20 protein-coding genes are annotated in these 20,443 nt (G+C 34.5%); 9 read left to right on the top strand and 11 right to left on the bottom strand.

The annotated features are described in order from the left end of the window. Window positions 1–261: 261 nt before the first annotated feature. From holA to AAGD91_RS02415, 5 genes are all read right to left on the bottom strand, one after another. Window positions 262–1,278, bottom strand: a complete 1,017-nt coding sequence (holA, locus tag AAGD91_RS02395) for a DNA polymerase III subunit delta (protein WP_341821371.1) — start codon at window positions 1,276–1,278, stop codon at window positions 262–264. Between the two features lie 5 nt (window positions 1,279–1,283). Then, window positions 1,284–1,472 (bottom strand): hypothetical protein, encoded by a 189-nt coding sequence (locus tag AAGD91_RS02400; RefSeq protein ID WP_096618007.1) that lies wholly within the window; start codon window positions 1,470–1,472, stop codon window positions 1,284–1,286. Window positions 1,473–1,603: 131 nt separating this feature from the next. Next, entirely contained in the window at window positions 1,604–2,413 is an 810-nt protein-coding gene (locus AAGD91_RS02405; RefSeq protein WP_341821373.1) for a metal ABC transporter permease, read from the bottom strand. A gap of 1 nt (window position 2,414) precedes the next feature. Continuing rightward, window positions 2,415–2,780, bottom strand: coding sequence for an Mth938-like domain-containing protein (locus AAGD91_RS02410; RefSeq protein WP_341821374.1), 366 nt, complete (start codon window positions 2,778–2,780; stop codon window positions 2,415–2,417). Window positions 2,781–2,784: 4 nt separating this feature from the next. After that, the gene (locus AAGD91_RS02415) at window positions 2,785–3,651 is read right to left on the bottom strand and encodes a 4-(cytidine 5'-diphospho)-2-C-methyl-D-erythritol kinase (protein ID WP_341821375.1); all 867 of its coding nucleotides are present in this window, start codon (window positions 3,649–3,651) and stop codon (window positions 2,785–2,787) included. Between the two features lie 81 nt (window positions 3,652–3,732). On the opposite strand from AAGD91_RS02415, the gene AAGD91_RS02420 reads away from it, so the two are divergent. Continuing rightward, the gene (locus tag AAGD91_RS02420; RefSeq protein ID WP_341821376.1) at window positions 3,733–7,110 is read left to right on the top strand and encodes a UvrD-helicase domain-containing protein; all 3,378 of its coding nucleotides are present in this window, start codon (window positions 3,733–3,735) and stop codon (window positions 7,108–7,110) included. Between the two features lie 52 nt (window positions 7,111–7,162). Here the strand turns inward: AAGD91_RS02420 and radC are convergent, their stop codons facing one another. Then, complete coding sequence (gene radC / locus AAGD91_RS02425; RefSeq protein ID WP_341821496.1) at window positions 7,163–7,837, bottom strand: RadC family protein; 675 nt, start codon at window positions 7,835–7,837, stop codon at window positions 7,163–7,165. 1,042 nt (window positions 7,838–8,879) lie between these two features. On the opposite strand from radC, the gene AAGD91_RS02430 reads away from it, so the two are divergent. From AAGD91_RS02430 to AAGD91_RS02440, 3 genes are all read left to right on the top strand, one after another. Further along, complete coding sequence (locus tag AAGD91_RS02430; protein ID WP_341821377.1) at window positions 8,880–9,986, top strand: D-alanyl-D-alanine carboxypeptidase family protein; 1,107 nt, start codon at window positions 8,880–8,882, stop codon at window positions 9,984–9,986. Between the two features lie 108 nt (window positions 9,987–10,094). After that, window positions 10,095–10,409, top strand: coding sequence for a DMT family transporter (locus tag AAGD91_RS02435; RefSeq protein ID WP_064124961.1), 315 nt, complete (start codon window positions 10,095–10,097; stop codon window positions 10,407–10,409). Window positions 10,410–10,425: 16 nt separating this feature from the next. After that, window positions 10,426–10,770 carry a DMT family transporter gene (locus AAGD91_RS02440; RefSeq protein WP_264732404.1) on the top strand — a complete coding sequence of 115 codons (345 nt, stop codon included), beginning with the start codon at window positions 10,426–10,428 and terminating at the stop codon, window positions 10,768–10,770. A 110-nt stretch (window positions 10,771–10,880) separates the two neighbouring features. On the opposite strand, the gene AAGD91_RS02445 is transcribed toward AAGD91_RS02440, so the two are convergent. The 3 genes from AAGD91_RS02445 to prfB form a co-directional block, all read right to left on the bottom strand. Further along, entirely contained in the window at window positions 10,881–11,768 is an 888-nt protein-coding gene (locus AAGD91_RS02445) for an Rpn family recombination-promoting nuclease/putative transposase (RefSeq protein WP_341821378.1), read from the bottom strand. A 183-nt stretch (window positions 11,769–11,951) separates the two neighbouring features. Continuing rightward, window positions 11,952–13,184: an ankyrin repeat domain-containing protein gene (locus tag AAGD91_RS02450; RefSeq protein ID WP_341821379.1), complete on the bottom strand. Its 1,233-nt coding sequence runs from the start codon at window positions 13,182–13,184 to the stop codon at window positions 11,952–11,954. A gap of 64 nt (window positions 13,185–13,248) precedes the next feature. Next, window positions 13,249–14,353, bottom strand: a protein-coding gene (prfB, locus tag AAGD91_RS02455; RefSeq protein WP_341821380.1) for a peptide chain release factor 2 whose coding sequence is annotated in 2 segments (ribosomal slippage) — window positions 13,249–14,277 and window positions 14,279–14,353 — 1,104 coding nt in all. Because the reading frame shifts where the segments join, the coding sequence is not laid out codon by codon here. 154 nt (window positions 14,354–14,507) lie between these two features. On the opposite strand from prfB, the gene mgtE reads away from it, so the two are divergent. Continuing rightward, window positions 14,508–15,878 (top strand): magnesium transporter, encoded by a 1,371-nt coding sequence (gene mgtE, locus AAGD91_RS02460; RefSeq protein WP_341821381.1) that lies wholly within the window; start codon window positions 14,508–14,510, stop codon window positions 15,876–15,878. A gap of 27 nt (window positions 15,879–15,905) precedes the next feature. Here the strand turns inward: mgtE and AAGD91_RS02465 are convergent, their stop codons facing one another. Continuing rightward, window positions 15,906–17,357 (bottom strand): TrkH family potassium uptake protein, encoded by a 1,452-nt coding sequence (locus tag AAGD91_RS02465; protein ID WP_341821382.1) that lies wholly within the window; start codon window positions 17,355–17,357, stop codon window positions 15,906–15,908. Between the two features lie 147 nt (window positions 17,358–17,504). Here AAGD91_RS02465 and AAGD91_RS02470 point away from each other — a divergent pair, with 147 nt between their 5' ends. The 3 genes from AAGD91_RS02470 to AAGD91_RS02480 are packed head-to-tail and all read left to right on the top strand — an operon-like array spanning window position 17,505 to window position 18,689. After that, window positions 17,505–17,912 (top strand): hypothetical protein, encoded by a 408-nt coding sequence (locus AAGD91_RS02470; RefSeq protein WP_341821383.1) that lies wholly within the window; start codon window positions 17,505–17,507, stop codon window positions 17,910–17,912. Then, a complete protein-coding gene (locus AAGD91_RS02475; RefSeq protein WP_341821384.1) occupies window positions 17,902–18,219 on the top strand; it encodes a hypothetical protein in 318 nt (105 codons plus the stop codon). Before AAGD91_RS02470 ends, AAGD91_RS02475 begins: the two co-directional genes overlap by 11 nt. A gap of 26 nt (window positions 18,220–18,245) precedes the next feature. Next, window positions 18,246–18,689, top strand: coding sequence for a hypothetical protein (locus AAGD91_RS02480; RefSeq protein ID WP_341821385.1), 444 nt, complete (start codon window positions 18,246–18,248; stop codon window positions 18,687–18,689). A 38-nt stretch (window positions 18,690–18,727) separates the two neighbouring features. Here the strand turns inward: AAGD91_RS02480 and AAGD91_RS02485 are convergent, their stop codons facing one another. Further along, window positions 18,728–19,744 (bottom strand): substrate-binding domain-containing protein, encoded by a 1,017-nt coding sequence (locus AAGD91_RS02485; RefSeq protein WP_341821387.1) that lies wholly within the window; start codon window positions 19,742–19,744, stop codon window positions 18,728–18,730. Between the two features lie 141 nt (window positions 19,745–19,885). Between AAGD91_RS02485 and dcd the strand changes: the two genes are divergently transcribed. After that, window positions 19,886–20,443, top strand: a complete 558-nt coding sequence (dcd, locus tag AAGD91_RS02490) for a dCTP deaminase (RefSeq protein ID WP_341821388.1) — start codon at window positions 19,886–19,888, stop codon at window positions 20,441–20,443.

Here is a 20,443-nt window from a genome sequence, read left to right on the forward strand (position 1 = left end):
TTGTGTTATATTAGGCCTTTTTTTAAGCTCTGTCACTTCTGATCTATATTCTATAGCTGACCCAAGCAACACGTCATGCCGTTGCGGATAGATTCCGCTAACTAGTAGCGGAATGACGGTTTTTCAAATTGTCGGTAAATCTAAGTCAGTTTAGCTATAGGCAGCAATTTTCTGTATTTATTTTAAATTGAAGAAAGCTCAAATGAAAGATCGTGTTTTGCTAAAAATCACAGAATGCAGTCTGGTTACACCTTATCTTTGTTAGCTATAGCAAGTAATTGTATTTGTAATATGACAAATCACCTGCTGAAAAATCATTTTATGATCTAAATCAGTTTTTTTACAGGTAACTTCTAAGCTTATCAATTCTTCCAAAATCTTTTTAAGTTCTGAAAGTTGCAAACTTTTCAAATGAGATTTAAAGCTCTGCAATTGTTTAAAAAACAATGGAGGACTTAGCTGATCAATCGCAGCCTGCTCACTCATTCCACCTTGCACTGACAGCAAAACGTTTTCAAGGCGTAGGAAATAATTTGATATAATGCGAATTAGCGCTATTGGTGAAAAATTTTCTTGCGATATCAATGCATCAGAAATTCTAATGAAGCGCGACATATCTTTACTTGCTATGGCAGAGCATAGATCATCAAGTGTAGCATAGTCGTTGCCGGAAGTTGAAAAGCATAATTCTATATCAGTAAGTTTTAGGTCTTTTCTCTCCCCTAAGTACAAAACTAACTTCTCAAGTTCTGAACATATAGGCAGCTTGCTATGATTAAAGTAAGATTGCAAATGGTAGATTATCTCATTTGTGCATTTTATATTATTTTGTTTTAAGTAACTTGATATAATGTCATAAAGATAGCTGTTGTTGTCCTTATAGCAAGCAATCACACCAAAAATTTTTGAACTCTCCATATAATTTTTAGTTGCAGAATTATATGGAAGATCACTTGCTACCATCATTACATAGTGACCACTTGCGTTATAATCCAATACGTTTTTTAACTCTTTGGATATACCTCCACTCACATTTATCAGCTTAATTAATTTTTTGCTGGTAAACATCGAAATGTTTGCCAATTCAGAAAACAGTAAACCGGGTGACTTATTCACTATTGCAAAATCCATCACCTGAACTGAATACTCATCTAAATTGGCAATTATTTCTTGTACATAAAAACCAACCCTACTGTTATCACTTCCATGAATTAACACACCACTTAAAGCATCAGGTTTCTCTAGGAATTTTTTAACTTTGGATGGTATGACCCTCATGCCATCTATATGATATCATTCTCATTTGATTGTACATGAGTATCCAAAGACTCTGAGTTTTCTTGCGCAATATTGTGCACATCATCTGCCGTACTCTGCACATTATCCGACTCTTCTGTTTTTCCTGTAATATAATTATAAAATTTTTTCACAGGTTGAGATATATATTTGGAAAAAAATCCTTCTTCGCTCATATTGCTTACTCCATAAAATTCACAGCTTATCATTAGCACATAAACAATAATATAGCAAAGACTATTTTGTGCTAAGATAGTGATATTTTATAATGAGTATATTACAAAATTATTAACATTCGAGACTAAAATCAAGCCAACCTGCTTAATACTAACCTTATAAAATAAGCGATAATTAAATATACGGCTGCAACAAGTATAATTGCAGGTCCAGTTAACAAATCAAAACTTGCAGATAACATCAGACCTGATATCCCAGAAATCACAGAAAAAACTGTTGCAACAATAATCATCTGCATTGGAGTTTTCGAAATGAGCCTTGCAGATGCTGCTGGTATTAGCAAAAATGCAGCAATGAGTAATATTCCTATTAATTGGGCAGCAATTGCTATAAATATAGCAAGAGTGATTAAAAATTCTAGTCTAAGAAAATTAACATTAATCTTCTCAACTACTGCTAAATCTTGATTAATTGAAATCATTAACCAATAACGCCATCTAAATATTAATATCAAAGTAACTATTACAGAGATTAAAAAAATCAATATTATATCACTTTGATCGAGCGTTAATATATCACCAAACAGTGAGCTAATAATATTATTATTGCCCGATGGAAGAAAAGACATAAGTATTAAACTCGATGATAAAACTACATTGGTAACAATGTTCAATATCGTATCAGCAGAATATAATCTGTTAAAATTAAGAGAAAGTAGTATAGCAAATGTAATTGCAATGAGCATTATGCTAAGCGATGGGCTAATCTTAAAGATTAAAGCAAGTGCAACACCAAGCAACGAAGAATGGGACAAACTATCACCAAGATAAGATAACCTTTGCCATATCATAAACGATCCTAAAGCGCCTGTTACTAGGCTAATTACGACTACTGCAACTAGACTATTGATGAAAAAGTCCTGGGTAAACATTTCAAGCATGCTATATGGCTATTAGATAACTGACAACAAATCTATCTTCGGATATTAAAAAGTTATGGGTTCTGCATGCTGCACCGGTTGTCATAAATTCAAAATTTAAACCTTTTTGTTCCATAAGATAGGACTTCGCTGAAGAACTTGGTATATTGCGTGTTTTACCAGTACCTATTATCAAAATTTCTATTTCCTCTGTTAAAAAAGATTTAAAATGTTCCTTGCTATTTATATCACTTTCTTTCAATTTAATCACCTTTTCAGGAAAAACTATAATTGAGCCGCAATATTCTCTATTATTCACCAAAAATTTTCCTTCCCTGTAACCATTTATAAGATTTTTATTCTCGGAAATTAAGGGAGTTATATCCATAAAGTCAAACTATTAATTGAGTGTCACATACCCACCATTCTGGTTGCTTTTCTCTGATATTAACTACAGCAGCTTTTGCATTTTCCTCACTATCGAATATTCCAAAGCATGATACACCACTGCCTGACATGCGAGAAAGTATAGAGCCTTCTTGTGACTCAAGTGTTGATATCACATCCTGAATTTCAGGTACAAGACTTACTGCTATCTCTTGAAGATCGTTTCTCGTCTCTTTAAGAAGCTTCAACAAATCCTTTTCAGCGTCATCGCTCCATTTAATTGGCTCAGAAAATTCTCCTTCATGTTTGGAAAATACCTCTAGTGTGCTCAAAAACTTTTTTTTCGGCTTCACCAGTACTATATTTGTGGGTAGAGAGAATTTTTTTATGGGACACAACTCTTCACCAATACCTCTAACAAAAACTGGCTTGCTATCTATACTCGCAGGAACATCAGCACCAACGCTTAAAGCTATTTCATTTAAAATCGTCCTATCAATTTTCCACAGCTTCCCTAGCGTACGTACCACAGCTCCAGCATCTGAGGAGCCACTGCCCAAACCCGCAGCAATTGGTATATTTTTCACAACCTTTACAATGACTTTAGTTCGCGCAGGAGCATATCTAAGCAATAGATTAACTGCTCTCATTACGGTGTTGTAACTGTTATTAATTCTAAGTTCGGAATTTACAAATTCAACTGTAGAGTTATCGTATCTAGAATACTTCTCACCTACTTTTATTTCCAAAAAATTAGAAAGATTAGCAAAGACAAATAAACCTTCAATCAAGTGATATCCTGTTTCCTTCTTATTTACAACATGCAAAAAAAGATTGATTTTTGCAGGCGCCTTTACACAAAAACTTTTCATTATATATCTTCACTAAGATTATTTTTACATTATATGTATAATGCTATTTTAGTCAACTTTTATAAGGTTTTCGCACTTCTGATGAGAAAAAATGCCATAAATCCTAATTTCTCTGTATGGGTAAATGCGTCCGCTGGTACAGGCAAAACAAAAATCTTAATAGACAGAGTATTGAGACTTTTATTAGAAAACAAAAGAAATATTCTCTGCTTAACGTTCACCAATGCTGCAGCAAACGAGATGGAGAATCGTGTTCACAGCATACTCAGTAAGTGGGCAATATGCTCAGAGAGTGTGTTGATAGCAGATTTAGAACAATTAGATTTCTTTCCGATGTCATCCCAGTGCTCGACCAGAGAAAATAAAGATTATTTAACAAGAGCAAGAAGGCTTTTCTCTGAATTGGAAAATCTTGGTCTAACTATACAAACCATACACGCTTTCTGTTACAAACTAATTTCCAACTTTCCCATAGAAGCTGGCATCGCCCCAAATTGTACGCTGAGTGAATGTAAAGAATTACATTCCATCATATTCAATAAAGTGCTTCATAATGAAACTGTGCAGGATAATATCAATCTTATTGCAACTGAAATTGATGAAAATAAGCTACGCGATTTGCTTTATACTTTATGTATAAAAAGATCGATATCAGAAAATGATTCAGAATATATCAAAGATAAACTCAGTGCTCCAGATGAAATTCATGACTTACAGAGTGAAACGACTGAGCACATAAAAAGATTAGCCGAGATATTAAGTGAAGGCAGTAAAAGAGATCAGAGTTATAGTGCAATGCTCTATGATTGGTGTGACAGCACAAAGCCATCTGTCATCCCAACATCACTCCCCGTCATCCAAGTAGCTGACACTGGGATCCAGAAGAAAAGAAGTGTAGATTCCAGCGTCACGCGCTGGAATGACACTAAAGTAGAAAACCTAGTCAAGGTCTTTTTAAAATCGGAATCAAACGAAAAAAAGAGCATATTATCCATTGCAACAAAAGGTACTTTGGAAAAATTTAGAGATGCAGAGCAAATAATAGAGAGCGTTCAGAATGTAGTGTTTACTCATATAAAAGACATGAACTCTTATCAAATATTCAAGAGAACCAGTAGCTTACTTGGTATATTTAAAGTATATGTTGATCTATACAGTAGCGAAAAATCAAAAAACGCACTGATTGACTACAATGATATAATTGGCTTAGCAACAAATCTTCTCAGCAATCCAAACTACAAAGATTGGATATTGTTTAACTTGGATCAAAAAATAGATCACATCCTTGTTGACGAGGCACAAGACAATAGCATCAGCCAGTGGAAAATTATAACAAATCTCTGCGATGAATTTTTTGCCGGTAATGATGAAAAGCGAACCTTATTTGTAGTTGGTGACGTAAAACAATCCATATACAGATTTCAAGGAGCAAATCCCCATCTATTCAACTACATGCAACAATACTTTCATACGAAAACTGGTGGCAGAGATTGGATATCATGCCAACTTGAAAAGTCATTTCGTTCAACTCCAGAAGTTTTAATGCTTGTAGATAGAATATTTAACAACTTCCGCGCAGAAATATCTTTTGTTGATAATGAAATAAAACATGTTCCACATAGAGAAAATGATCAAGGATATATTGAAATTTGGCCAGCGTTACCAAAGTGTAAAGAGAAAGAACAGCGAGCTTTACAAATTCCTCTGACATGCAGGGAAAATTATATAATAACAGATCGATTACTTGCTCAAACAATAGCCAACAGAATTCACAATTGGTTAAACGAAGGGCGGATTTTAGTCGCTAAAGATCGCCATATAGAGCCAAGGGACATTGTGATTCTGGTACGGCAACGAAACGTGTTAGTTGATTACATAATAAGCGAACTTAAAAAAGCAAACGTGCCAGTTGTAGGCCGAGATTATTTTAGAATTATGGACTATATAGCCGTGCAGGACTTAATAGCTTTGGCCGAATTTTTACTCCTCCAGGCAAATGATCTAGCTTTTGCAAATGCTTTAAAATCACCGTTATTCAATTTTACCGAGGATGATTTATTTAACATTGCATATGACCGTAAAGAGCATTCACTATGGGAAAGAATTCAGGATTATTCTGTGGTTATCTATAGTGAATTAAACTATCTCATTAACTTATCTCGCATAGAGTCTCCTCTTGCACTATTTACACATATATTGCGTACAGGTAAGAAGAAATTTGCTGCAAGGCTAGGTCTTGAGTGCTTCGAGGTTCTAGACGAATTTATGAACCTTGTGTTGCAATTTGAAAACCCATCTCTTCAAGCGTTTGTTCAGTGGATCAAGGAGAATAACCCGGAGATTAAGAATGATATGCAATCAGAACGCAATGCTGTGCGAATAATGACAATTCACAAATCAAAAGGTCTGCAAGCTCCCATAGTATTTTTGGTTGATACAAACACAGTGCCAAGAAACAGTGAAAGCATTATCTTTGATGGAACGGAAGTGCCATTTTGGTGTGGAAAAAACAATAACGCTTATTGTGATCAAGTAAAAAGAGAGAAAAAACTAGAGGATTATAACGAATATTTGCGTTTATTATACGTAGCACTCACACGTGCTGAAGATGAGTTATACATCTTAAGTAAAGAGCCAGTGCAAAAGGGCTCTTGGTATGATCTAATCACTCAGTATGGAGAACCATATGAAAAGAAACAAGCATACTTACAGCCAATATTTAAAGAAAAAGTTGAAGTGCTATGTGTGAACGCAAACTACCCTTACATTTATAAAAAACGTGATTATTTTGACGTTCCAGTCATTTCCCTTCCGCCAAACCTATCAATGTCATTCCAGTGCTTGACACTGGAATCCAGTAAAAAAGAAGGAGAACCAGCATCAGCTACTCACTCTCCGGTGTCATTCCAGCACTTGATGCTGGAATCCAGAGAAAAAGAAGCCTGGATCCCAGTGTCACGCACTGGGATGACAAATAGTGGTACTGGAATGACAGAAAGTAGCGCTGAAACGAAAGACAGTTATACAAGAGGCTTAATAATCCACAGCATATTACAATATATGCCCAAGATAGAAAAAGAAAGGAGAAAAAACTGGGTCAGAAAATATCTTGACAATATAAACACCAGTGAAGATAAGGATGAAATTTACAGTAAAATATTGGCCTTTAATGAAAAATATGGCTATTTGTTTGACTTAGAAGGCAAATCAGAGATTACACTAAGTGGAATAATCGATGGCGAACCAGTATTAGTACGACTAGATAGGCTATGCATAACGCAAGATAAAGCGATCATAATTGACTACAAATCACACCGTAACGTTTCTGTTTCCTTATTAAATGAAATAAAAAAGCAAATGCTGACCTATAAAACCTTAGTACACGAAATATATCCAAATAAGCAAGTAGAGTGTGTGGTTATTTGGGTGGAAGATTTAACCATTCAATCCGACCTTTAACGAAACTTGATTACAAGAGTGCAATAAAAAGGATTTCAAAATCTACAAGCTTTCACAACAACCTATTTTCCTTGAAACTAAAATAGCTACTGAATGTAATAATAATGTGGTCTATTAATTCTATTCCTATACTTTGGCAAGCTTCTGCTAGTTGCCTAGTGAGAGATATATCGCTATTTGAAGGTTGTGTATCTCCGCTTGGATGATTGTGAGATATTACAATGGATGTTGAACCAATCAAAAGTGCGCGCTTGATGATCTCTCTGACATAAAGAGGAGTTTGATCTACTGTACCAACGTTTTGCAGGTCTTCCGCTATTAGACTATACTTTTTATTCATATAGATGACGCGAAAATTTTCCTTATTAAGGCTTCCTATGCTTATTCTTAAATAATCAAGCAATTTTTCCCAGTTATCGATTATAGGCAGGTCTTTTATTTCTTCTCTTGCAGAACGAACAAAGGCTTGTTTCACACAAAAGATGGCAGATATTGCTGCATTGCTGACACCATCAACATTTTGCAGTGCTTCCAGGTCAGCATTAAAAACTTTATTCAAACTGCCAAAATTTTCTATCAAACTCTTTGCTATCGGCTTTACATCAATTCTACTGTATGCTGAATATAAAATGTGCTCTAAAACTTCATAATCAAGTAATGATTGTCCATTATCTAAAATAATTTTCTCTCTTAGGCGCTTTCTATGCCCCTTTTCGTAGTTTTTCATCATTAGTGAATTGCTTATCTCTTGTATAATAAGAAGTTAGATTTTTAAGTAAAATATTTAATAAAGCGCATGACGCACAATTGATAAGAACATTCATTTTTAAAGACAGTAAATGGTGTCATCAAAATAGCTGACGCGAGCTCTACATCATACCGCAATTCATTCGCGGTATCTCAGCAGATCCCGCTAACAAGCAGCGGGATGACGATTGTCAGGGTGTCATCCCAGTGCCCCTATAATGTCATCCCAGTGCTCCTTTTTTTGTCATCCGAGTAGCTCCTTTTTTTGTCATCCCAGTGCCCAGACACTGGTTCACTCTATAATGGCAGTGCCTCTATGATGTAAGGAATCCAGTTTTTATGCAATCTCATCAAGAACGTTGTGTTTTAACGTAAGGTTGGCTACTTTTACGCTCACTAACTTAGCTAGATCCCAGTGTCTGGGCACTGGGATGACAAAAAAAGGAGCACTGGAATGACACCTTCCTGCCCAGTTCATGTTGCTATAAATATTAAGAAATTTACCAAGCGAAAAAAAGGCAAAAGAAGCCCTGGGGTTATTATCCGCTTTAAAATATTGGCGTTTTTTATGTTTTAAACGCTTGACAAGCGAGATTAAGCTGCTTTTAATTGCAACTAACCTACGCTGCAAATGTTTAAGAAATTTACCAAGCAGAAAAAAAGGCAAAGAAACCCCGAATTAGCTAGTCCTTTACTATCTTTGTCGAGTATTGGCATTTTTTGATGTCTTGTAACGCTTTGTAAGCGCGTTCAGCTTATTTAGATAAAAATCTAGATGTAGATGAAGTTTTGTAAAGACATACAGTATCTATATACTGCAAAAAATTGAACATAAGACGCCGATACATTAAATAATCCTTACCTTTTAATCTGCAGATTAGCGAAAGCAAATACAATAGCTTCACTTCCATGATAAGGGGGCTGGCAAAGCTTGTCAAGGAATTTTTATGCAAGAGATCTATTGAAATGCCCCTGTAAAATTATACTATTAATTAGTGCACTGTAAATTTAAAATTATAGATATGTTAAGCAGATTGGTAATTTTGCTATTAGTTTTTATACTTCCTTTTTCTTCATACTCATACCAGTTTAGAACCAAAGCAAAGCAAGCAGTAATCTTAGATTTAGCTTCAGACTCGTTCATTTTTGACCATAATTCCGATGAAAAAATGGCCCCATCTTCAATGAGCAAGTTAATGACTTTATATATAGCCTTCGATTATCTAAAAGCTGGAATAATAAATATGGAGGATAAATTTCGAGTAAGCAGAAAAGCGTGGGAAAGAAAAGGCTCTTCTATGTTTTTGAAAGAAGGTCAATCCGTTACGGTGAGGGAATTACTCGAAGGAATTACAATAGTCTCAGGTAATGATGCCTGCATAACACTAGCCGAGGGTATTGCAGGATCAGAAGAGAATTTTGTGGCTGAAATGAATGAGGTTGCACAAAATTTGAACCTGAATGACAGTCATTTTGTCAACTCAAGCGGGTGGCCAGATGGAGATCATTTTATGAGCGCAAAAGACTTGGTAATGCTGGCAAAAAGGATTTTCACTGATTTTCCTGAATATTACGATTTATTTTCTGAACAATATTTGACATGTAACGAAATTGCACAAAAGAATAAAAATCTTCTACTTTTTCACGACATTGGGGTTGACGGTTTAAAAACCGGTTATACAAATGCTGGTGGTTATGGCATTGTAGCATCTGCAAAACGAAATGATAGGAGAATTTTTGCTGTCGTAAATGGTTTAAACACTGAGAAAGAGCGAATAGAAGAAGCAAAAAGACTGATACAATACTCCTTAAAACATTTTAATACTAAGAAAATATTTGCTAAAGACAGTGTAGTTGAGGAAGTAAATGTTCTCTATGGAAAAGATAAAAAAGTGCCTATTACAGTTGCAAACGATGTTACCATAACTTACAACCGCAAATTGCATGACCAAATTAAGGTGCGTATTGAATATAAAGATATGATACCTGCACCCATTAAAAAAGGTCAAGGAGTGGGCAAAGTTTTTGTAGAAATACCAGGTATTGAGCAACAAACTACACCTCTTTATGCAGCAAATGACGTACAGGAATTGAATTTCGTAGAAAAGTTTTTTAGAATGTTATTTTAAGTTTAATATATTGGCTTTCAAAGCAATTTCGAAAGAGAGATCTATTGCACTTTAGTGTAGTTTTAACTAACAATTTCTGTTACAATACAAGATTGAAATGTTACGAAAATGTGCTGGTTATATTTGTTGCTGTCTAGTATCCTAGAGATACTGTGGGCTGTAACGCTAAAGTTTAGTAACAGTTTTACTAAGGTTGTGCCTTCGATTGCAACATTGGTAATTATGATCATTAGCATTTATTTTTTATCTCTTGCAGCATGCTTTCTACCTATTAGAGTATGCTATGCAGTTTCCTCTGGAATATGCACAATTGGAATAACTATAATTGGTGCAACCGCTTTCACAGAGAATATTAATTTATCTCAAGTTTTATGTATCATTTTAATTGTAATAGGAACCATAGGGCTAAAGCTCTCTATTTAAACCTAAAAATTTATGCATGAATTGGATATATTTACTCTTATCGTCACTAATTGAAGTGTTCTGGGTCATAACACTTAAGCATAGTTGTGGATTTACTCATCTCGTACCATCAATAATTAGCATACTCTCCATGGCTCTTAGTACGTATTTACTTTCGCTCGCTATACGTTCTATACCTATCGGAGTATGCTATGCAATTTGGACTGGAGTAGGTGCTATAGGAGCTTCGATACTTGGAGTTTACCTATTTAATGAACCAGTTAATTTATTCGAAGTAATATGCTTTATTTTAGTTACATTCGGGATTATAGGATTAAAATTGTTTGATACTGCAAAACAAACTGTTGATAAAATGGAATAAGAGATCTCACTGGGATGACAGAAGCAGATACTCCACATTGTCATGCAAATTGGAATCCAGACTTTTTTCTATACAGCATGGTGGAGACGAGAACCCGTAACCGTTCACACTTAATTCTGCAATTCTTCAATCTCACTAATGGACAGGCCAGTACACTTGACAATAGTGTTAACATCAATATTATTGACTAGCATTGTTTTTGCAACTTCAATTTTTCCTTCTTCTCTACCTTCTTTCCTACCTTTCTCTTCACCAATTTTGATGCCTTCAATTTTTCCTTGTTGAATAGAAGAAAGATAATCATCAATATGTTTCTTAGTTTGATCATAAGCAAAACGTTCTTCTTTACTCCAGTTATATTGATTTAACACATCATAAGCTCTACCAATAATAACATCACTACCTATTATTTTCTGTAGATCTTCTTCGCTAGTTTCATCGGCGTACTTAAAAAAATAAATCCATTTTTCAACAATATTTGAAAGCTGATCTTCTTTTGTCTTATTAAACTTTGGTAGCTCGATGAAAGTGAAACTAAAATCTTTGAGATCATGTTCATAGGTAATTTTATCAAAAGTAACGTGATCAGATTTGTAAGCCAGCTTGTTAGGAAATAAGATAAAATCGGCGATAGCAATAAAAATAACTCCTTTAAGATCTTGATATTGATCACCTTTGTGAGCTTGACTTGAATAAGCTTTAGCAGCATAGTATTGAGCGCGTTTCTCAAAGCCTGTAGTTTTAACAACTTGCATTTCAATAATTAGCTGGGTTCCAGCAGAATCAGTACAGAGAACATCAACAATGCTCTGCTTTTGAGAAGCAATATCAGGATCCTGAATGGGACTTAAGAAAGAAACATCTTCTATCTGATCAACACCAGTAAGGCCTAGCATATCATTAAGAAAGTGAATAAGAATGTCCTTATTATTTACAGAGCCAAAAATACGCCAAAAGGCAAAGTCGTTCTTAGGATCGAGAAACTTAGAAATAGCCATAGCTAAAGTGCTTAGAAAAGATTAATAATTATACACTATTATTAACAACTATTCAATCATATTTTAAGCTTAACTTGATACTATGGCTCAAAAAACTATGTCAAGTTGCCGCCTTGCTACCTCCTGGCACATTCTCATTTACGTTTTGCGCTTCTTTCGTTTCGTCCATTTTAGTACTAGGTTTTAATATGCTATAGTAATACCACCAACTGCTAGTGCCGCTGCTGTAATGATAGCTGCTGCTATCATTACGGACATCAATTCAACTGCAACTGTCCCGGTTGCAAAAAGTGCCACTGCTATAGCAGCGCCTAATAATGCTGTTGAACCACCTGCAAAAATTCCTTTCTCTCTTGCATTTTTTTCAGCTTGTTTTTGCTCCTTTTCCTTCGCAAGCCGTTCCACATGTTCATTAAAGTCTATTGGGGCTTTACCATTTTTATTCTTTAATGAGTAGTCTGCTCCGTTTTCTATTAGAGCCTTTACTATCCTTGTATGACCATCTCGAACAGCACAATGCAAAGGAGTACATCCATTTTCATCTAACGCATTAACATTTGCTCCTGCTCCTATTAGAGTTTTTACTATCTCTTTACCCTGAGCAAAATGTAAAGGTGTACGTTTACTTTCATCCTCTGCATCAACGTCTGCCTCTGATAGTATTAAAGTTTTTACTATTTCTATATGGCCATTTCTAGCAGCAATATGCAAAGGAGTTTCTTCATGATTATCTTTTGCATTAACATCTGCCCCTAATACCATTAGAGTTCTTACCATCTCTTTATCCAGAGCAAAATTTAAAGGAGTATGTTTATCTTTATCCTCTGCGTTAACTTTCGCCCCTGCTTTTATCAGAGCTCCTATCATCACTTTTCCTATTAGAACTTTTATTCCCTCTCCACAGCCAAATTGAACAGCCGTGTGCAAAGGAGTCTTTCCATTTTCATCTTCTACATTAACGTCTGCTCCTACTTCTAATAGATTATTTACCACACCAATATGGCTCTTCTCAACAGCCAAATGTAAAGGAGTATGTTTATCTTTATCTATTGCATTAACATCTAAATCTTCTCTTTTCAATAGAAGATTTACTACTCCTGTTTGATCATTTGCACAAGCCAAATGCAAAGGAGTATATCCATTATATTCGTTTACTGCATCAACATTTATACCTTCTATTCCTAATAGAATATTTACCAATACTAAACAGTCATTTTTAACAGCTAAATATAACAGTGTTTCATCAAAAACAGTAAATTTATGATTTACGTTAAAATTATCTTGTTTCCACTTTGTGTATTCAGGATATGATTGCAACCTCTCCTGTATTTTTGTAATTATATTATTTTTATAATAATCTGCGTAAGCATTTACATCAGTTAATACTTTTCTCCACTCATCATTGCTCATTGTCATAACTTTACTCCTACTTTAACAATATTTTAATTATCATATATTATGACAAGAAAGTCAACCCTACCTAATTTTGCTTAGTAAGCACACTAACTATGAAACAATCTATATTACCATCAAAAACAGAATTTATATTACCTACTTCATGTCCAGTTCTTAAATCCTTCACCATTTGATATGGATGCATAACGTACGATCTGATCTGATTGCCCCAGCCTATATCGCATTTTTTACCATACTCTTCAGCCATTTTCTGTTCTTTTTTTTCCAGTTCAATTTGGTACAAACGTCCTTTAAGTAATTTTAACGCCTCATCTTTATTTCTGTGTTGAGAACGACCATTTTGGCATTGAACTACAACACCAGTTGGAATATGCGTAATGCGTACCGCACTTTCAGTCTTGTTCACATGCTGACCGCCTGCTCCGGAAGCACGGTAGGTGTCGATCTTTAGATCCTTTTCATCCACAGCAATATCAATTGAATCTTCTATCACTGGAGTTACTCCTACACTTGCAAAACTGGTATGACGTTTACCATTTGCATCAAACGGCGATATTCTAACCAGCCTGTGAATTCCACTTTCACTTTTTGCCCACCCATAAGCTTTTTCTCCAACGATTTTTATCATTGCAGACTTTATACCAACCGACTCTCCTTCTAATTTTTCTACAACTTCAACTTTAAAGTTGTGATAAATTTCTGCCCATCTTACATACATGCGCATCAGCATTTCAGCCCAATCATTGCTCTCTGTTCCACCAGCTCCTGAGTGGATTTCTAAAAAGCAGTTATTGTTATCTGCTTCACCAGTAAATAAGGATTCTGTCTCTTTAAGTTTGATTAATTTCTCTAGCTTAGCTAATTCACTTTCAATTTCAGAGAAAAATTCTTCATCATTCTCATCAATAGCAGACTTCATTAAGCTAATGGCATCGTTGTAATCGCTTTCCAGCTTTAAAAACAACTCTACGTCATTATTAATTTTAGAACGTTCTTTTAAAATTTCTTGTGCCTTTTGATTGTCTTGCCACAGATTATCATTCGACGCTTGGGAATCCAGCTCTTCAAGACGCAACTTTAATTTTTCTATGTCAAAGACACCTCCTGATAAGAGAAATACTTTTATTTAAGCCTTGAAAGTATTCGAAAATTTCTGAATAAGTTTTCATTATACTTTAGATTTTAATATATTTACTATTACTAACAATAACAGCAAACAAAATAGAAATTTAACCATATGATAGTTAATTCAAAATAATTTCATTATACTTTAATGTTTAAGGAAATCAAGTGTGTATATTTATTAAAAAACAAGGTAAAGTAATGAATATTAAAATAAGTTCTCATTATGGTTTAGACAAAAAGGCTATTGATGACTTAATAGAGTCACTTGATAACGAGGAGCTAGAAAATGTTCGTAATATTGTAAAAACGATAGATAGCGTTCAGTTAGCTTATTTTTTATCTACTTCAATCAGTGATCACAGGGAGAAATTAGTTAATATCCTCGATCAACATTTGTTAAGTGATGCCCTAGTGCATGTAGTGCCAGATTTACAAAGAGAGATCATAGAAACATTGGGAATAGAAAATACAGCAAAGTTACTAATGCTCCTTGATGTAGAAGATATAGTAACCATAGTGAAAGATTTGGATAGAAAGTCTATAGAAAACATACTTAACTACTTACCCAATGCAACTCAAAAATTAGTAGAGGAATTGTTATCATACCCAGAAGAAAGTGCAGGAAGGTTGATACATAAAAATATGGTTATAGCTCCATATTATTGGACGATAAATCAGCTAATGGAATTCTTGCGCAACTATAAAAAAATACCAGAAAGATTTCACCAGATATTCATTATCAACTCAAAATTAGAGCCTATAGGCAGTGTGAATTTAAATAAGGTAATATCTCACTCAGGAGACACAATAATAAAAGAGATAATGGATCATGACATAAAAATCATTAAAACTGGAGTAGACCAAGAGGAAGTAGCAAGAATATTTAAAGATTACTCTCTATTATCGGCTCCGGTAGTAAATAAGAATGGTAGAATCATTGGTGTGATCTTAATTGAAGATGTGATAAAAGTTGTTCAACAAGAAACAGAAGAGGATGTACTCAAAATAAGCGGTGTATCTTCTAAAGCCGATATAAATGCCCCTATACATAAAACTATAATTAAAAGGCTACCTTGGTTGCTGTTTAACCTCTTAGCTGCAACAATGTGTTCCATAGTAGTTGGCTTTTTCGATGATGTAATAAAAAGTTTTATAGTACTGCCAATAATCATGCCGATAATTGCATCAATGAGCGGAAATGCAGGATCCCAAACAGTAACGCTAACCATCCGGGCAATCGCAACAAAATATCTAACTGAGCAAAATGCAAAAAGAGTACTGATGAAAGAATTTTTAATAGGTCTTATAAACGGGGTAATTTTATCTACCATTTCACTCGTAGTATTAGCAATAAGATTTCACAATTTCAAAGTGGAGATGATTTTTGTGGTCTCCATGATTATGATGTCAATTATTGCAACGTTCATCGGAACTTTCATTCCTATAATGCTTCACCGTTTAAAGTCTGACCCTGCAGTTTCTTCTTCAATCCTAACATCGGCAACAACTGATATTCTCTCAGCTCTTATATTTCTTGGTTTAGCTACGATCTTTTTATTAAACAGTTGACAATATCAAGTTTCACAACTTTACCAACTATTTCTTTCTATTAAATAAGAATAAATTACCTATACAAAAATAGATTGGCAATATTTCAAGTCTACCAAGCAGCATCAAAAACGACAAAAATAATTTTACTTCATTACTGAAAGAAGAATAGTTACCTGAAGGGCCTATTAAATTACTAAATCCCGGGCCAGAATTTGTAAGCGTTGCAGAGACTGAGCTGATGCTAGTTATAAAGTCTGCATTGCTTAAGTAAGACATCACTATTGATGAAATGGTAAACGTTAACATGAAAATTGCAAAAAATATAAAGACAGAGTGAACTTCATCATTCTCCAGGGTTTTTCCGTTGAATTTTACCCTATTACCTGCACCTGGGTTTAATAAAAGGCGAAAGTGATTTCCTATAGACTTTAGAAAAATGATCAAACGAAAGATTTTGATGCCACCACTTGAAGAACCACTACATCCACCAACAAAGGTTAGAAAAAAAGCTAAGACTGAAATGAAGCTCCAATCTATATGATTACAGATTGCATAACCAGTTGACGTAATCAAGGAGGTGATGGTAAATATGCTGCATCTAAATGATAATGACACTCCTAAATCAACATTTTGATACAACCAAAAACAAGCAAATAAAGATGAAACAATAGCTATCTTAACAAAGTAAGAGACCTGTTCATCATAGCAAATGTCTAACCGTCTTATGATTTTTAAATAGCTAAAAAAAGGCAGAGAACCCAAAATCATAAAAATGATCGTTATGACTTCTAACATAGGGTTATTGTAGTGCCCTATAGAATCATTATAGTTAGCAAATCCACCAGTTGATACAGCGGACATTCCGTGACATATTGCGTCAAATAGTGGCATACCAGCCAGATAATAGGAAAATATACATAACAAAATTAGGCCATAATATATTGCTGTAATATGAATTACTACGCTTCGCGTGTTCGGCAACTTCCTTTTTGTAGCATCTGAATATTCAGAATAAAGTAAATTATTTAGGCTGAGAATCTTAAACATAGGAAAAACTGCAATTCCTAAAGTGATTACACCAAAACCCCCCATGCCATGTAGCATTGCTCTCCATAGCAGTATTCCTGGAGATTGTTTTTCAATATCATTAAATATAGTTGCCCCTGTGGTTGTGATGCCAGATATCGTTTCAAATAATGCATCAACATAGCTCAGATTGTCAAAATAGAAAGGAATAGCTGCAAACAAAGACAAGGCAATCCAGGTGCAACTAGTAATTGCAAAAATTGCCGGCATGCCATTTAATTTACCGAGTAAAATAAAAATTACGCCAGATGTGCAGGTAATTATGAATCCAGCGAGAAAATTTTTCCATTCGTAGCTGAGACATTTATTAGTAATAGCAGGAATAAGCATTGCTAAGCTAAATAACAATAGGAATATTCCCACAATAAATACAATTGAACGTAAAGTTTGTAAACGTTGATGATTTTTCATAGAGTTATTTCCTCGCTATACAAAGCCATAAAAGCTACTCTAATGTCAAGCATTTTGTTGGCCTTTATTAACAGTTATTAACAATATACTTGACTTACTTGTAAATATGTGTAATAATTAAACTATTATAGAAAATAGAGGTAAAATATGACTGAATTAACTGACATACAACAACAAATTCAAACTTCATTAATTACAGCAATCAGCAATAACAACCTTAAAACGGTCCAGGAAATATTCAACAGTAATGAAAATGATGATATACAAGCAGCTTTGAGACACGAGGGAGCTCCGACTAGTGACAAAGATATCATTTTATATTTTGCTATTACTCGCCTTAACGATGTAGTTGAAGATAAAGAAAAATTTGAAAAAAGCGTAAAGATCATTGAACTAATTTGGCAGAAAACTAATCGAAAAATTCGTGATTCTGTGTGTGGTCATGCAATAGAGAGTTTTCAAAACTTTCAAAGAGAAACTGGCCTTAGTGACATAACTGCTCTTAAAAACAGTTATTCAAGAAATGGAAGAGCACAGGAGAGTAATGGATCTTAATATTGAACTAAGACATGCAATAGACAGTCTTAATGTTAATCAAGTTAAAGCAGCATTAGAAAATTGTGGTGAAGATATAAAAAGTGTTTTAGAGCGAGAGGTATATCGGAAGAGTGGAGCCGTAGATGCCCTTTTAGTTTTTCCTCTGATGGTTGACTATGAAAGAAATCTTGACAAAGAAGATGTAGAAAAGATAAAAGAGATCACTAAACTTCTTTGGGATAAAGCTTCCCCTGATGTTCGTAACTCCTGGCTTGAAGACCACATGGTTAATAGAGAAGGTCAAAATACAGGAATAACTATATAATAGATTCTCTTGAAAAGCAACGAAAAGTGCATGCTGATACGGCTGGTGAGGGATGGCTTGAAGACTTTATTCAAGAAGTTAAGGATTATAGACGGCAAAGAGACATACAACTCAATGACTCTATTCTTGAGGAAGAAGATAAACAAACGCTTGAGCTAGCAAAGCAAGAAAGTTTGCTTACTGCTCCTATATCAACTAACACTACTGAACCTACTGCAGACAACAAAACCACAGAAAAGAACGATACAAACTTCTGGAGTGAACACAAAGGGAAAATAGCTCTAAGCGTTGTTGGACTATGCGCAGCTGGTGCTGTTGCAGCCTATGTGCTGGCGTATCCTGCAGTTGCATTAGCTTTAACAGCTTTGGCAGCCGTTATATTAATAGGTGCTGGTATTGCTAAGGTTCGTGAGAAAGTGGAAAATCCAAGTGTAGAAAAACCGTTTACACAAAAAGAAAAAGCAGCATAATATCATCCCAGCGGCCACCATAGGTGGCTTGCTGGATATCACATTATCTCAAAGACCTTTGCTGAAGCTTTCTTTATATCTTCACTTGAAAGTGGGATTAGACCAAGCCTAGATAGGTACCCATCTTCAATGCCGATCGAATCTATAATTTCTTTTATGAATTCTCTTAATCCATCAACAGTATCCAGGTGTTCTTTCTTTATATAAAGGTATAGAGGTCTTGCTAATATATATTTTCCCGATGATATATTTTCATAAGTTGGCTCAATTCCTGCAATTGTGCTCCCTTGTATTTTATCTTGATTCCTCATTAAAAAGCTAAAACTAAATATCCCTAAAGCGTTCTTGTTACTTTTCAATTTTTGTATTATTATGTTTTCATTAATTCCAACTTCTATATACCTTCCGTCATCCCTTATATTACCACATGCTTTCTTTCTTTCTTCCTGATCTTTATAATTCTCTTTGAAAATTCTCGAGTTCATGCATGAATATTGATTGAACATAATGGAATTAACCAAAGTTTCGTATGTGCCTGTATTTTGATGTGGACCATAAATTTCAATTTCTGTTTTTGGTAAGGCTTGATTTACATCAGACCAAAACTTCTTATTATTTTTTACTAATTTATCATTTTCTTGAGAATATGCAGATAAAGTTTCAAATAAGTCCTTTTTTGTGAAATCAAATCTATGGCTTTGATTTGAATTTGCAATGACAATTCCATCATAGCCAATGATGATCTCTATCACTTCATTAATTTTATTTCTTTTACATAGTTCTCTTTCTACTTCCTTCATAGGGCGAGATGAAGTGGTGATGTCTGGCGTGTCTTCCCCTATTCCTGAGCAAAACATTTTGAACCCTGATCCACTTCCTATCGATTCCACAACTGGAGTCTTAAAAGAGAATACACGATTGAACTCCTCGGCTACAAATGAGATAAAAGGAAAAACGGTTGAAGATCCAACAATTCTGATGTATTTCCTGGCATCAGCATTTGACAGCGGCGTGAATAATACGAATACAAAAATCAGGAGAAAGTTTCTAAACATTGTTTTTAGCTAAGAACATAAATCTAATTATTGTAATAAAAAATCAAACTGAAAAGCTTTAATTGCATGACAAAAGCTACAGTTTACATTTAAATTTTATTTTATATTATTGTAAGTATTAAACAACTTTAAGGGGCAATTATGGCAGTTATGCCAGATAAATGGATAAGAGAAAAAGCTGAAAATTTTGGAATGATAGAGCCTTTTGTGGATCACAAAAGCAGCAAAGGTGTTATATCTTTCGGACTATCGTCTTATGGGTATGATGCAAGAGTGAATAATAAATTTAAAATTTTTACTAACGTTAATTCAGCCATCGTGGACCCTAAAAATTTCTCTGAGAATAGTTTTATAGATAAAGAAACAGACGTATGCATAATTCCACCAAATAGCTTTGTGCTTGCAAGCACAGTGGAATATTTTCGTATACCAAGAAATGTACTGGTCATTTGTGTTGGTAAATCAACTTACGCAAGGTGTGGAATTATAGTAAACGTTACTCCCTTAGAACCTGGATGGGAAGGTCATGTCACACTCGAATTCTCAAACACCACCCCACTTCCTGCAAAAATTTACGCTAATGAAGGCGCATGCCAATTCGTATTTTTAAGCGGCGAAAGTGAGTGTGAAAAATCATATGATGATATGAAAGGAAAATATATGAATCAGCATGGTATCACTTTGCCGCTGGTAAAGTGA

It is taken from the genome of Wolbachia endosymbiont (group A) of Myopa testacea, from assembly GCF_964027115.1.
Classification (GTDB): Bacteria; Pseudomonadota; Alphaproteobacteria; order Rickettsiales; family Anaplasmataceae; genus Wolbachia.